The sequence below is a fragment of the uncultured Mailhella sp. genome (assembly GCF_905187505.1).
GTDB lineage: Bacteria > Desulfobacterota > Desulfovibrionia > Desulfovibrionales > Desulfovibrionaceae > Mailhella.
Genome location: NZ_CAJJIC010000015.1, coordinates 1 through 13,547, shown reverse-complemented (window position 1 = coordinate 13,547; position 13,547 = coordinate 1). Strand labels below are relative to the sequence as shown.

The following is a 13,547-nucleotide window of genomic DNA, read 5'->3' as shown; positions in this document are numbered from 1 at the left end:
GTATATGACTTTCTTGAGAAAACGGAATATTATAGCCGATTCTTCCCCGGTTGCCAAGTGAGCGGCCCGAAGGCCCGGAAACGCAGGGAGCCCGACGCCGAAAGGACGTCAGGCTCGAAAGCGCCGCTTCCGTCATGCGGAGCGGAAAAACGCCGGTCGCCGATCCCCTGCCGAAACGCACCGGCAAGGGGTAGGCGGAGCGCAAAAGCATTACAGCTTGTTCTGAGAAATGACCTGCTTGGCGCGGGTGGCCTCGGGAGCCTTGGGGAACTTGCGGGTAAGCTCGGTGAGGCGCTGCTTGGCCGCGGCCTTCTTGTTGAGCTGCAAAAAGGCCATGCCCTGCTTCAGGTAGGAGGCCGGAGCCTTCACGCTGTTGGGATAGCCGGAAATCACGTTTTCATAGGCCAGCGCGGCTTCGGCGTAGTTCTTCATCTGATACTGGCATTCGCCCTGCCAGAACCACGCGTTGGAAACCAGCTTGTTCTTGGGATAGGTCTTGGTGAAGTCGCTGAAGGAGCGCAGCGCGGCCTGATAGTTGCGGGAGTTGAACGACTTCATGCCGTTGTCGTACAGAGCCTGCGCCATGTCCACATTGGCCGCGGGCTGCGCGGCGGGAGCGGCCTGTGCGGCGGCCGCTGCGGGAGCGGCGGCCACGGAAGGCGCGGCCTGCGCGCCGGGCACGGCCGAGGCGTCGGCGCCGGGCACGCCGGGCTGACCGGGCTGTTCGCCGCCGAGCTGCAGATCCAGCGCCATCTGGCTTTCGAGAAGACGCAGGGCGCGATCGTGCACGGCCAGGGTGTCGGCCATCTTCTGCGCGCCGCCCGCGCGCTGGAGGGCATAGTTCAGCGTGTCTATCTGACCGCGCAGTTCCGACAGCTCCTGACGCATTTCCATGAGCTGCGACCAGCTGTCGGCCTGATTGGTCTGGCTGCTGCTCACCTGACGGTTGATCTGATTGACCTGAGCCTGAAGGGCATTATGCTCGCTGCTCGTCACGCACGCCGTCAGCATCAGAGGCAGGGACAACAGGGCGAGATTCCGACCCCATTTAATAAGTTCCATGACCTTTTCTCCTGATTGATGAGGACGCGGGCCCTGCCCGCTCCCGTTGCATGAAAGCTCCGCTCCGATCGGGGATGCTCCTCCGAAACGCATTCGGCCCGGGGCTTCAGTCAAAAATTCACGCCTGCGGCTTCCGCACGTCGTCGGGACAGCCGAAGGACCACTCGTCGCCCGGGGCATTCTTCCGGGCTCCGGGACGTTCCCCTTCCTCACGGGGGAAGGCGGCATTGTCGGAAGAGGCGCCTCCCGTCTGCCGCGTCCCGTGCCCAGGCGCACGGTCGGGCTCCTGCCCGGCTTGCGGAGACTGCCCGGCCGAAAGAACGTCCTGCCGCTCCGCGTCGTGCACGGCGTCCGCCGCTGTCGGAACCGCCTCTCCGGCAGCTTCGGCCGCCTTCGCCTTTTCCTCGGCGGCACGGGCCCGCTCGGCCTCAATTCTCGCGCGTATGTCCACCTTTTCCCTGCTGGCGTGCTTTCTGCCCACGAAGTAGTAGGCCACGCCCGCCACGCAGGGCAGAAACACGCAGGCCATCATCCAGCGGTACTTTTCCTGCGTGGTGGGAAAGTCGTGGTACATGGCGTGCTTTAAGGCCCACATGTTGGGCAGCGCCGGAATGATGAGCATGAGCAGCTGTTCGCTGCTGAGGTCGGAAATGAGCACGGCTATTTTCCCCCGTCGTCTTCACGTCCCTGCCGGAGAAGCGCGATTCCGGCAAGAAGCACCCCGAGGCATATGGCAATGTCCGCCACGTTGAAGGCCGGCCAGTGCCACGCGCCCCAGTACACGTCCAGAAAATCGGTCACGGCGCGGAAGCGCACCCTGTCGATGAGGTTGCCCGCCGCGCCGCCGAGAATGCTCCCCAGGCCGATGAACAGCGTGCGGCTGTAGGCGGACGTGCGCACGATGTGCACGATGACGCCCGCCACGAGCAGCGCGGCCGCAAGAAACAGCCAGAACTGCCAGTCGGTCTCGTCGCTGTTCAGAAAGCCGAAGGCGGCTCCGCGGTTGAGCACGTGCACGAGGTTGAAGCATCCGTCGATGACGGAAAAGCCGCTTCCCACGGCGATGCGTGCCGTAACCGCCGCCTTGGTGAGCTGGTCCAGCACAAGCCAGACCAGCGCCACCGAAAAGACGACGACATGGCGGTTTACCGCCCCTTTCACTCTTTTTCTCCGGCCTCAAGTTCCTTCATGACCGCAGCGCAGCGCGGGCACAGCGTGGGATGCTCGGGATCGGCGCCGATCTTGTCCGAGTACATCCAGCAGCGTTCGCACTTTTCGCCGTCGGCCTTCTTCACGCGCACGGCAAGGCCGGGGCACTCGTCGAGCTGAGCGTTCGCAAGAGCGTCCACGGGCGCGTCCTTGAAGGGCGCAAGGTCGAGCTGAGACACGATGCACACCGAACGCATGTCGGCCCCGCTGTCGGCGATGGCGGCACGGAGCTTGTCGTCCACGTACAGGGTGACGTGGGTGTCGAGCGCGTGACCGATGACGCCTTCCTTGCGCAGGGGCTCGATGGCGCGGGTGACGCCCGCACGGATGTCCATGACCATTTCCCACGCGCCGCGCTCGTCGTCGGACAGACGGAACTTCGAGGCGTCCACGGGAGGCATGGCGAACACGGTGACCACGGGCTTTCCTTCGGCGTCCACGGGCTTCAGGGCTTCGGGAATGTAGCGGAAGGCCTCCTCGGCGGTGAAGCTCATGATGGGCGCCATGTCGCGCAGCATGATGAGCATCATCTGATACAGGGCGCTCTGGGCGGAACGGCGTTCGGCGCTGTCGGGCAGCGAGGAGTACAGACGATCCTTGAGCACGTCGAGATAGAAGGCCGAAAGCTCCGTGGCGCACAGACCGTGCAGGCCCTGGAACACCTTGTGGAACTCGTATTCCTGATAGGCGGTTTCCGCGGCTTCATGGAAGGCGGCCACAAGGCTCAGCACGTAGCGGTCGAGCGGCTTCATGGAGGCGAAGGGCACGAGCTTTTCGGGCGTGAGGTCGTGAATGCTGCCGAGAATGTAGCGGCAGGTGTTGCGGATGCGGCGATAGGCGTCCACAAGGCGCTTCATGATCTCTTCGGAATAGCGGATGTCTTCGCGGTAGTCCACGGAAGCGACCCACAGGCGCAGAAGTTCCGCGCCGTACTTGTCGATGACTTCCTGAGGCGCCACCACGTTGCCCACGGACTTGGACATCTTGCGGCCGCTGCCGTCCACCACATAGCCGTGGGTGAGCACGGCCTTGTAGGGCGGAATGTCGCGGGTGCCCTCGGCCACGAGCAGGGAGCTGTGGAACCAGCCGCGGTGCTGGTCGGAGCCTTCAAGGTACAGATCGGCGGGAACGCGGCCTTCGGGACGCTTTTCCATGACCGCGGCAAAGCTGGTGCCGGAGTCGAACCACACGTCGAGAATGTCGTCTTCCTTCTCCCAGTGCTTTCCGCCGCAGTGCGGGCAGGTGAGGCCTTCGGGAGCGATTTCCGAAACGTCGTGCTCATACCAGTAGTCGCAGCCCGTAGGATGCGTGGCGAAGCGGGAGGCGATTTCGCGCATCCATGCCGGGTCGTTCCACACTTCGCCGCAGTCCTTGCAGATGAGGGCGAGAATGGGCACGCCCCACATTCTCTGACGGGAAATGCACCAGTCGGGACGCGATTCCACCATGTTGTAGATGCGGCCCTGACCCCAGGAAGGAATCCACTTCACCTTGTTTTTGATGGCGTCAAGCGCCTTGGCGCGCAGGTTATTGGGCTCCATGCCGATGAACCACTGCGTGGTGGCGCGGAAAATGACGGGATTCTTGCAGCGCCAGCAGCAGGGATAGGAATGGGTGATGTCCTGACGGGCCAGGAGATGACCGACTTCCTCCACCTTGGCGATGACGGCGGGGTTGGCGTCGAAGACCTGCATTCCGGCGAAGAATTCCACGGAAGGCAGGAAGCGGCCCTCGTCGTCGAGGGGAGAATACACGTCGAGGCCGTACTTCATGCCCACTTCGTAGTCCTCGCGGCCGTGACCGGGAGCGGTGTGGACGCAGCCCGTGCCGGCGTCGAGGGTGACGTGCTCGCCGTTGATGACGAGCGAGGGACGGTCGATGAAGGGATGACGGGCCTCAAGACGATCCAGCTTGTCGCCGGTGGTCTCGCCGATGACGGCATAATCGGTCCAGCCGAACGTCTTCGCGCAGCCTTCCACGAGCTCGGAGGCCAGAATGTACTGGCTGCCGCCGGTCTCCACGAGAGCGTAGCGCAGCTCGGGATGCACGCACACGGCAAGGTTGCTCGGCAGCGTCCAGGGAGTCGTGGTCCAGATGACGATGTAGGCGCGCGACACGTCGGCGTTCGGGAACACGTCCGCGAGCTTCGGGTCGGGCAGAGGGAAGCGCACGTAGATGGAAGGCGAGGAAAGGTCGCGGTATTCCACTTCGGCTTCGGCAAGGGCGGTCTTGCAGTGGCAGCACCAGTAGATGGGCTTCTTGCTGCGCACCACGCCGCCTCTCTCCACGAAGGTGGCCAGTTCCGAGGCGGTCACGGCCTCATAGGCCGGATCCATGGACATGTAGGGATGCTCCCAGTCGCCGAGCACGCCGAGACGCTTGAATTCCTTGCGCTGAATGTCGAGGAACTTCTGCGCGTACTGACGGCAGCGCTTGCGGATGACGTGCGCGGGCAGATCCTTCTTCTTGTCGCCGAGCTCGAGTTCCACGTTGTGCTCGATGGGCAGGCCGTGGCAGTCCCAGCCGGGAATGTAGCCGGTCTTCCAGCCCATGAGGTTGCGGGACTTGATGATCATGTCCTTGAGGATCTTGTTCAGCGCCGTGCCGAGGTGAATGTGTCCGTTGGCGTAGGGCGGGCCGTCATGCAGCACGAATTCGCCCCGGGAGCCGGAAGCGTCCTGCATGAGCTGGAACACATTGTTCTCTTCCCAGAATTTCAGCATTTCCGGTTCCTTCTGAACCAGATTCGCCTTCATGGGAAAACCGGTGACAGGCAAATTCAGCGTTTTCTTATATTCAGCCATCAGGCTTTCCTCCGGGCGCGGAGTGCGCCATGGTATTCCTTGCGGGGCACGCGGTCAGAGACCGCTCTCCGAAAGCAGTCGAAAAAGGTATGTTTTCCCGCGTCGGGAAGAAATGTCAAGCGCAATTTCCTCCGCCGGGACGCACGGCGCCGGGTGCGCCCGTTCCGGCCGCGCGGAAAATATCATCCCGCTTTTCGCCGTCTCGTGGTATCCCGCCGGCAGACGACAAAAAAAACAGGGAGCGCCCCCATGACCCTTGAAGACAAAGGACGGCTCGTTCTTCGCGTGCTGCACGTCGGCGCCGCGGCCTCATGGCTCGGCAGCGTGCTGTGCGTGCTCATTCTCGTGCACGAAGCGCCGCTTGCCGGAGAAGGCGATCTCTTCGGCCTGCTTCGGGCCGCCGCCGTCGTAAGTCAGCGGGTGCTCGTGCCCGTGGGGGCCTTCGGCACACTCTTCACGGGCCTTGCGCTGACGCTGCTTGCCGGAAAAGACGCCCTCCGCCGCCCATGGACGCTCTGCAACGCGGCGGCGGCCCTGCTCATGATGGCGGGACTTCTGTTCATCTCGCCCTGGGCCGGAGAGGAACTCGATGCCGCAGGACGGGCGGGCATGGCCGTGTACGCGCAGCCCGGCATGGCGGAGAGGCACGCCAGACGCGAGCTCTTCGGCCTTGCCTGCGCGATTCTTCTTCTCTTCTGCTTCGCCCTCGCCCTCGCGCGGCCCGGACGCGGGCGTCAGCTTCCCTGAGCAAGCAGCCGGCGCAGAAGCCAGGAGAGCGAGCAGAGCGTGAACGAACGCTCCTCGTCCGCCTTCCGTCCGGCAAGCCACGCGTCGCGCCCCTTCACGTTCACGAGAAAGGGCACGTGCCTGCCGTTGTCCTTCATAAAGGAAGGATAGGACACGTCGCTTCCGTGGTCGCCCCAGAGCACGAAAAGCGTGCCTTCCGGCAGCCGGGCGTAAAAGTCGGCAAGGCATCCGTCCACGTAGCGCAGCGAGGAGACGTACCTTGCAAAGGTGCCCCGCCCAAGTCCGAAGGGCGGCCAGGGCTCCATGAAGGGGATGTGACTGCTCATGGTCACCGCAAACACCGCCTCTCCCCTGCCCTCCTCCAGATACTTCGCCGCCGCGTCGAGCACGTTCTCGTCCGTCACCTGCTCGAGTGCCAGCGCGCTTGTCGGATACCCCGCCCGGACAAGCTCCTCCTTGAAGAAGGTTTCTTCAAAGCCCATGAGACGATACGCCTCCCTGAGATGAAAAAGCTCCCCCTCAAGGCCGTGGAACACCGCCGGACGACGGGACGCGAGCGCGCGTATCACGCTGTCGGGATAGTCCCGTATGTGGGAATAGTACATGACGTTCTCCTCCGCCACGCGGCCGTTCAAGAGCTCGTAGTCGGAGTTGGCCGAGCCCACCTTGTGCGGGGCGAAGGCCCGCAGAAGCAGCGACGAAGGCAGAAGCGAGCGCACGAAGGGCATGACCTCATGACCGCCGAAGCTCATGGAAAGCGCGGCGTAGTCAAGGCTTTCCACCTGAATCATGGCCACGGGCCCCCAGAAGGAAGGCAGCGGACAGCCGCACCACTCGCCTGCCGTCTCCCGATGCGTTTCGCGAAAGAGCACGTCGGGATCCTCGCACCTTTTTTCGGCGTATACGAGGCTCAGGTCGCGATACGCGCCTCCCGCCCACTCTCCCGCCCACGTGGCAAGGTAGCCGAGACGCCGCACGGACTGCTTCGAGCCTTCCTGACTGCGGCGGTCGAAGGTCGTGACGTGCGGCCCCTCGCCCGTCCACAGGCTGAGCATGCCCGACCGTCCGTGCTCCTGAAACACCGTGACGGCCACGAGCATGAGACAGAGCGGAACGGCCACGGCCCTCACGACGCGAAGGCGCGGCGAAAGACCGCGGCCGGAGACGGACCGGCGTACAAGAAGAATCTGCACCCCGAGAACGAAGGCGAGAAGCAGAAGAATGCCCGGACGGACGAACACGAACACGGAACCGCCGAGACTCGAGAGCCCCTGCATGGAATGATACATGGCCGAGAGCGTGAGCGTGTTGTAGAAGAAGGCGGCATAGTGCAGAATGACGGCGTCCGTCACGCTCTGAAGCACCAGAAAGACGAGGTACGCCCGGCGCGAGAGCAGCGCAAGGCAGAGCGGCACGAGCACGTCCACGGCGACAAGAGACGGCGTGACGGTGTCCAGGATGCGTTCCGCCGTCAACAGGTGATGGATGGAAAACGTCTGCACCAGCAACGATTCCAGCGCGCTCACGGCAACGGACAGCAGAAGAAAGACAAGGGCCGTCCCTTCCCGGGACGGGGCAGACAAGAGCGTTCGCATGACTCCTCCGGCGTGTCCTTCCATCTTCAATCCGGAGAATTTTTGCGTCAACTACTGAGAATAAAAGAATAATCCTGCCGTTCCACAAAAAGGTGCGCAGCCTTGGCATCTTGCGGCGACGGCATTCTTGAAAGAAACGACCCGAAGGCTCGGCCCCGCACGGAGCAGCACCCGCCGCTCATCGCAAAAAATCCGGAGCGGCCTCCAAGCCCGCAGCCCCGGTTCCTGCCCGGAAAAGAGGACCGTTCCGGCATGAGCGGCGCGTCGGAAGCGCCTTCCGCTTCTTGACGCTGCCTCTTCCGCTCCGTATCGTGAAAAAAGAAGACAAGGAGGTTCTCCATGGAGAGGCTCACAGTTCTCGGCACGGGAGCGGCCAACGCGCTGCGCTACTACAATACCTGTTTCATGCTTCAGGGGCCGCAGGGCGGCCTGCTGGTGGACGGCGGAGGCGGCAACGGCATTCTCGTTCAGCTTGAGAAGGCCGGCATATCCCTCCTCGATCTCACGGACATCTTCGTCACGCATCAGCACATCGATCATTCCCTCGGCGTCATCTGGCTCGTGCGCATGATATCCTCGCTCTTTCTCCGCGAAAAGCGCAGCGACCTTCTGCGCATTCACTGCCACACGCGTCTTTCGGAAAAGCTGCGCGCCATCTGCCAGTTCACCCTGAGCGAAAAGCAGTTTTCCACCGTGGGCGGCAGCATACGCTTCATGCCCGTCGGGGACGGGGAGCAGCGCAGCATAGCCGGGCACACCGTCACCTTCTTCAACACGCACTCGCGCAAGGCCGAACAGTTCGGCTTCCACATGGAAAGCCCGGAGGGGCAGCGCATCGTGTGCACAGGCGACGAACCCTGTCAGCCCGCCTGCGGCCACTATCTGGAAGGCGCGGACTGGCTGCTGCATGAGGCCTTCTGTCTGGAAGCCGAGGCGAACGTGTTCCGGCCGCGCCTCATCGGGCACGGCACCGTGCGCGAAGCCGCCCTTCTTGCCGGCAGGCACCGCGTGCGCAATCTCGTGCTCTGGCATACCGAAGACCGCACGCCGCCTTCTCTGCGCAAGGAACGCTACACCGAGGAGGCGAAGCAGGCCTACCGGGGCGGCGTGTACGTGCCCGACGACCTCGAAGTCATAGACCTTGCCGCAAGGCGCTGAATCCGGTCTCTTTCCGCCCTGCGCAGAAAACGTGCGGGAGGGAAACCCGCGAGCCCGGAGCCGCGAGGTTCCGAAATTCTGCGGAAAAGGGGGGCCGAAGCCCCCCCTTTTTTTGCGGCCGCACAGGGTCTGCCCCTCTTCGGACAGCGCCCTTCCGCCCCATCCCTCATGGTTGCGGCCGCGTCGCAAACGCGGCGCGCCCGCGCTTTCTGCGCAGGCATCCCTCGCGCCGCCTTCACGCAAGCATTCGTTCTCTTCCGGTTTCCTTCCTACGCCGAACGCAGGATTTCCCCGGCCGTTTTCCGGCAGGCGAACCATGCGGGCAGAAACGCGGCAAGACAGCCGCAGCAGGCGGTGGCAAGCGCCGCCAGACACTCACGGGACGACAGGCTCACCGAAAGCGCCACGCCCGTTTCCGCCTGAATCCATGCGCTGACCGCCGTGGCCATCAGCGTGCCGAGCGCCAGGCCGAGCGCGCAGCCGGCAAGAAGCACGCCCGACACCATGAGCCACACGCTCACGGCAATGAAGCCGTGCGAGGCGCCGAGCGCCCGCAGAAGCGCCATGGCCTTCACCCGCATGGCCACGGCAAAGAAGCCGGAAACGAGGGCCGCGGCAATCGCCGCCGCCTGAGCGCCCGAGGCGAGCAGCAGCATGACGTCGTGCATCTGCTCAAGCGTGCCGAAAAGCCGCGTGAGCACCTCGCCGGAAAACACGGCCTGCGAGTCTCCCGCGTTCAGCGCGCCGCGCAGCCGGTAGGCGTCGGCCACGGTCACGGGCTTCACCACCACCACGGAGCAGCGTCCCTCTCCGGCGCCGGAATCGTGCATCTTCCAGAGCGCCTCAATGGGAACCACCACGGCCCTGTCCCAGGGCGTGCCCGTGGCGGGCATTTTTCCCACCACGCGGAAGCTGTGGTCGTGGGCGTGAACGGCCCCGCCCCCGTCATCGAGCGCGGCCTCGGCCACGCTGCCGTGGCTCGGGGAAAAGGTGTCGCCCTCCTTCAAGGGCACGCCCGCGCCGACGACGGCCTCGCCCGCGTTCATGAACATCCTGCCCGAGGCAAGCGGACGCTTTCCGCCGAGCGTCACGAGCTCCGACGTCGTGCCCGCCATGGGATAATGCTTCCAGCGGTCGCCGAAGGCGAGCGGCGCGGCCCAGCGCATGCCGCCGTGCGCCTTCACCTCTTCCAGCGTGCCGTACGGCAGAAGGGAAAGCGGCTCGGGCCGGAGGTACACCGCGCCGAGCACGAGATCCACGGCGCTGCCCTTCGCGCCCACGAGCAGATCAAAGGCATCGGCCGACTGCGCCATGCCGGAACGGATGGAGCGCTCCAGCATGGAAACGGCCGGACTCAGGCTTCCGGCAAAGGCCAGCACCAGCGCGAGCGCCAGCGCCCCGCCCAGGGAACGGCGAAGTTCGCCGCGCAGAAAAAGAAAAGGATTCATTCGACATCCTCTCGAGCATGATTCGTTGATACGGCCTTCGGCGCGCCCGGCGCGCTTCCCGCCGAGGCCGGGAACATCGCTTTTTTGTCCGGCGAGCCGATCGGGGCCCTGCCGCGTACGACGCAGAAAGGCCGCACGCCGTGGCCCTTGCGTTCCGCCTCTTCCCCGGAAACGTGCGAAGCGGGGAGACGCGGAGACGTTCGGATGAAAAACGCGGAAAACGGAAAAGCGCCCTTTTGCGGAGGCGCTCCGCCATTTCCCTACTTTCTCTTGAGATCGTCCTCCAGACCGGCGAGCAGACGGCCGCGCTCCAGACGGTAGCGCCGGTCCATCCTGCCGTGCAGCACCTGCTCATGGGTGACCACGATGAGCGTGCAGCCTTCGGAACGGACAAGATCCACCAGCTCGTCGGTGACGAGCTGGGCGTTGCTTCGGTCGAGGCTGGCCGTGGGTTCGTCGGCAAGCAGCACGGAGGGCCTGAACAGCACGGCGCGGGCCATGGCCACGCGCTGCTGCTCGCCCCGGGAAAACACGCCCGCAGGCGCGCTTGTCCGGCGTATGCCGAGCCTTCTGAGTAGATCGCGCGCCCTGTCCTTCAGATCCTCGGGAATGGAAAAATGCCGGAACGTGGCGGGCAAAAGCACGTTTTCCATGGCGGTAAGCTGAGGAAAAAGCTGAAAGTCCTGAAATATCATGCCGACATGGCGTCCACGCCAGGCATCCCTCGCCCCTTCCGGCATGGCGAGAAGGTCGTCATCGCCCCAGCGCAGCTCGCTTCCCTGACACGCGTCGGGCAGCATGAGGCCGCAAAGAAGATTGAGCAGCGAGGTCTTGCCTGAGCCGGAATCGCCGTAAATGCCCGCCAGCGTGCCGCCGGGAAGAAACAGCTCGGGAATGTCCAGCACGCGGCGCATCCCCCCGCCGTCCTGAACGCTGTAGCGTATGTTGCGCAGATGAAGGTCGTTTTCCATGGTTCCTCACAGCGTGTGGAAGGTGGCGTTGCGCAGGCGCAGCTGACTCACGAAGCCGGTCTTCTCGTCCGTCCAGGAGCCGACTTCCAGATCGCCTTCCACCTCTATGACGGTGTTGTTCTGCACGAAGCGCTCCTTCTCCGAGAGGTACACCACCAGAATGTTGTCCGGCCAGTCGGAGTCGGACTGACAGAACGGACACAGCGCCACGGGCTCACGGGTGAGCACGAAGAAGTCCGAATCCGCCTTCAGCGGCGGCGCCATGAAGCCGCGTATGACGATGCGCCCGCCTTCAAACGACAGCACCTTGTCGGAAAAGCGCAGCCCGAGCGCGCCTCCCCCGCTGTAGAGTTCGTCGAAGCTGAGGCGTTTTTCCGTTTCCGCGTGCGCGGCCTGCACGCCGAACAAAAGACAGAGCAGCACGGCCAGCCAGATTTTCATATTCGCTTCCGTCGGGAAAAAGGTTCGGGAACCTCCGGGACGTCCCGCAAGGCCGGACTTCCGGTCCCAGCCTGCGCAAAGCGCCCGCAGCTCCTGCAAAAGGCGCCCCGAACATTCAGGGCGCCTGGTGAGCATGGAAAGGAAGCCCACGCCCCCTTTCCGCATCCGTCATCACTTGCCGAGAGCCAGGGCCTCGGCCATGATGCGGAAGATTTCCGTGCTGTTCATGAAGCCGTGAATCTGATCGGCGTTCGGGCCTCTCGCGCCCACCACGAGGTCGTCGATGGCGTGCACGCCGGTGGATTCGGTGCGGGGCAGGTTGCCGGGCACGAACTGAGCGCCGGGAACGTCCTTGTAGGCCGCGTTGGCGATGTAGTGACCGTTCTCATCCTGCACGGCAGGCACGAAGGGGCCGTCGAGCTTGGGACGGAAGGTCTCGTAGTGGTCGGGATAGTTGCCGATGAAGGCCGCGAGACGCTTGGACACGTTCACGTCGTCGGGATAGCCGTCGCCGTTCTCGTCCTTGTAGTTGGGGTACCCCGCGGCCGCGTAGATGCCCACCTTGTCGCGCATGAGCTCGCCGGGCAGGTTGTCGTCCACGGTGCCTATGATGCTGAGGGCATGGGTGTGGTCGCCGGTGACGATGAGCAGCGTGTCGGGGTTGGCGTCGCAGAAGGCCTGCGCCTGAGCCACCACCTTGTCGAACATGATGGTGTCGTAAATGGCGCGCTCCCAGTCCAGAGGATGCGTGTACTTGTCCACCAGACCGGCTTCCAGCATGAGGAAGAAGCCGTTGGGATTCTTGGAAAGCACCTTGAGCGCGGCGTTCATGGAATCGGTGAGGTCGGGCTGATCCGGGAACTTGGACACCGTGCCCTTCTTGAGCTGCTTGCGGTCGAGCGCACCGTCGAGGTTGCCGGTGTGGAACAGGCCGAGCAGACGATCAGGCGTCTTTTCCATGACGTTCACAAGCTCGGTGCGCGTGGTGGCAAGCGTGTAGCCCGCCTTGCGGAAGTCTTCCACATAGTCCTTCTCGTCCTTGCGCTTGGAGCCCGGAACCGTGCGGGGCAGAAAATACGCGGAGCCGCCGCCGATGAGCACTTCGGGACGGATGTCGGCGAACATTCCGACAATGGCCGCCTTTTCCGAACGCTTGCGGGTGTGGGACACCACCGAGGCGGGCGTGGCGTCCTCGATTTCCGCGTCGGACACGATGCCTATGGACTTGTTCGTCTTGCGGCGCAGAAGCTCGGCTATGTTCTCCTGACGCGGATCGTCAAAGGGATCCTTGGTGCGGTCGGCATACACGCCGATGGCGTTCACGCTGGACTTGTGACCGGTCATGTAGGCGGAAGCGGTGTTGGCGGAGTCGGCGGCAATGGAATCCACGCTGCAGGTGCCGAGCATGCCGGTGTAGGGCAGCGTGTCCATGGAAAGACAGCCGTTGTACATGCCGTTGGTCACGCCCTTGGAAAGCAGACGCGCGCCCGTGCGGTGACCCATGCTGAGACCGTCGGCAATGAGCAGAATGACGTTCTTGGCCTTGGCCTTGTCCGGCGTGCCGTACACGTCCCACTTTGCGGAGGCTTCTTCCTTGCCGTCCTTCGCCGTTACCGCATACTTGCCCGGGGCGAGCGACACGTTGCGCAGAATGATGGCCGAGCCCTTTCCTTCCTCGTTCCTGATGAATTCCGGCTTTGCGCCGAACACGTCGGCCACGCTCCTGCCGTTGATGCGCACGTCGACGTCGGACTGACTGATCTCGCGGTCGAACTCCACCTTGAAGTCAAACTTCGAGGTCCCCAGGAATCGCGCGGTATCCACAGGGTAAATGGCAGGGGCAGCCTGCGCCGTGGCGGTCAGAAGCGCCATGCCGAGACACAGCGGCATCATCACGGTAGCTTTCATACTATCCTCCAGGTTTGTTTTCAGCTGCCGCCACTATGGACAATGCCTGTGACCTGCCTGTGAAGCGCTTATAAATTCTTCGTGAAGAAAAACTACGCGAACATGACGGAACGCGGGAGGAAGGGGGACAGAGAAAGGAGATGCTGCGGCTACCGGCAGCAAGCGCGCGAAAGAGGAGACACCCACCCGCCCCAGGAGCGCCGG

The 13,547-nt window shown here is 63.8% G+C and carries 11 protein-coding genes; 2 read left to right on the top strand and 9 right to left on the bottom strand.

What is annotated here, in order from left to right; genetic code table 11:
* Positions 1–210: 210 nt before the first annotated feature.
* The 4 genes from ybgF to ileS form a co-directional block, all read right to left on the bottom strand.
* Positions 211–1,062, bottom strand: coding sequence for a tol-pal system protein YbgF (gene ybgF, locus QZZ60_RS03055; protein ID WP_295637632.1), 852 nt, complete (start codon positions 1,060–1,062; stop codon positions 211–213).
* Between the two features lie 118 nt (positions 1,063–1,180).
* On the bottom strand, positions 1,181–1,720 hold the full coding sequence (locus tag QZZ60_RS03050) for a hypothetical protein (RefSeq protein ID WP_295637629.1): 540 nt from the start codon (positions 1,718–1,720) through the stop codon (positions 1,181–1,183).
* Between the two features lie 2 nt (positions 1,721–1,722).
* On the bottom strand, positions 1,723–2,223 hold the full coding sequence (gene lspA / locus QZZ60_RS03045) for a signal peptidase II (RefSeq protein ID WP_295637626.1): 501 nt from the start codon (positions 2,221–2,223) through the stop codon (positions 1,723–1,725).
* The gene (gene ileS / locus QZZ60_RS03040; protein WP_295637623.1) at positions 2,220–5,075 is read right to left on the bottom strand and encodes an isoleucine--tRNA ligase; all 2,856 of its coding nucleotides are present in this window, start codon (positions 5,073–5,075) and stop codon (positions 2,220–2,222) included. The genes lspA and ileS overlap by 4 nt, the downstream gene beginning before the upstream one ends.
* A 249-nt stretch (positions 5,076–5,324) precedes the next feature.
* Between ileS and QZZ60_RS03035 the strand changes: the two genes are divergently transcribed.
* Complete coding sequence (locus QZZ60_RS03035; protein WP_295637620.1) at positions 5,325–5,822, top strand: hypothetical protein; 498 nt, start codon at positions 5,325–5,327, stop codon at positions 5,820–5,822.
* Here the strand turns inward: QZZ60_RS03035 and QZZ60_RS03030 are convergent.
* Positions 5,810–7,417, bottom strand: coding sequence for a sulfatase-like hydrolase/transferase (locus QZZ60_RS03030; protein ID WP_295637617.1), 1,608 nt, complete (start codon positions 7,415–7,417; stop codon positions 5,810–5,812). The genes QZZ60_RS03035 and QZZ60_RS03030 overlap by 13 nt on opposite strands.
* 339 nt (positions 7,418–7,756) lie before the next feature.
* On the opposite strand from QZZ60_RS03030, the gene QZZ60_RS03025 reads away from it, so the two are divergent.
* Positions 7,757–8,575, top strand: a complete 819-nt coding sequence (locus QZZ60_RS03025; protein WP_295637614.1) for an MBL fold metallo-hydrolase — start codon at positions 7,757–7,759, stop codon at positions 8,573–8,575.
* Between the two features lie 269 nt (positions 8,576–8,844).
* On the opposite strand, the gene QZZ60_RS03020 is transcribed toward QZZ60_RS03025, so the two are convergent.
* From QZZ60_RS03020 to QZZ60_RS03005, 4 genes are all read right to left on the bottom strand, one after another.
* Complete coding sequence (locus QZZ60_RS03020) at positions 8,845–10,023, bottom strand: FtsX-like permease family protein (protein WP_295637612.1); 1,179 nt, start codon at positions 10,021–10,023, stop codon at positions 8,845–8,847.
* Positions 10,024–10,283: 260 nt separating this feature from the next.
* Positions 10,284–10,994, bottom strand: coding sequence for an ABC transporter ATP-binding protein (locus QZZ60_RS03015; RefSeq protein WP_295637609.1), 711 nt, complete (start codon positions 10,992–10,994; stop codon positions 10,284–10,286).
* Between the two features lie 6 nt (positions 10,995–11,000).
* The gene (locus QZZ60_RS03010) at positions 11,001–11,435 is read right to left on the bottom strand and encodes a hypothetical protein (RefSeq protein WP_295637607.1); all 435 of its coding nucleotides are present in this window, start codon (positions 11,433–11,435) and stop codon (positions 11,001–11,003) included.
* A 171-nt stretch (positions 11,436–11,606) separates the two neighbouring features.
* Complete coding sequence (locus tag QZZ60_RS03005; protein ID WP_295637604.1) at positions 11,607–13,343, bottom strand: alkaline phosphatase; 1,737 nt, start codon at positions 13,341–13,343, stop codon at positions 11,607–11,609.
* Positions 13,344–13,547 lie beyond the last annotated feature (204 nt).

What these genes read in the sequence shown, in the direction of transcription:
- ybgF (WP_295637632.1), bottom strand. Translation starts at nt 1,062, where the DNA reads ATGGAACTTATTAAATGGGGTCGGAATCTCGCCCTGTTGTCCCTGCCT.
- ileS (WP_295637623.1), bottom strand. Translation starts at nt 5,075, where the DNA reads ATGGCTGAATATAAGAAAACGCTGAATTTGCCTGTCACCGGTTTTCCC.
- QZZ60_RS03035 (WP_295637620.1), top strand. Translation starts at nt 5,325, where the DNA reads ATGACCCTTGAAGACAAAGGACGGCTCGTTCTTCGCGTGCTGCACGTC.
- QZZ60_RS03030 (WP_295637617.1), bottom strand. Translation starts at nt 7,417, where the DNA reads ATGCGAACGCTCTTGTCTGCCCCGTCCCGGGAAGGGACGGCCCTTGTC.
- QZZ60_RS03025 (WP_295637614.1), top strand. Translation starts at nt 7,757, where the DNA reads ATGGAGAGGCTCACAGTTCTCGGCACGGGAGCGGCCAACGCGCTGCGC.
- QZZ60_RS03020 (WP_295637612.1), bottom strand. Translation starts at nt 10,023, where the DNA reads ATGAATCCTTTTCTTTTTCTGCGCGGCGAACTTCGCCGTTCCCTGGGC.
- QZZ60_RS03015 (WP_295637609.1), bottom strand. Translation starts at nt 10,994, where the DNA reads ATGGAAAACGACCTTCATCTGCGCAACATACGCTACAGCGTTCAGGAC.
- QZZ60_RS03010 (WP_295637607.1), bottom strand. Translation starts at nt 11,435, where the DNA reads ATGAAAATCTGGCTGGCCGTGCTGCTCTGTCTTTTGTTCGGCGTGCAG.
- QZZ60_RS03005 (WP_295637604.1), bottom strand. Translation starts at nt 13,343, where the DNA reads ATGAAAGCTACCGTGATGATGCCGCTGTGTCTCGGCATGGCGCTTCTG.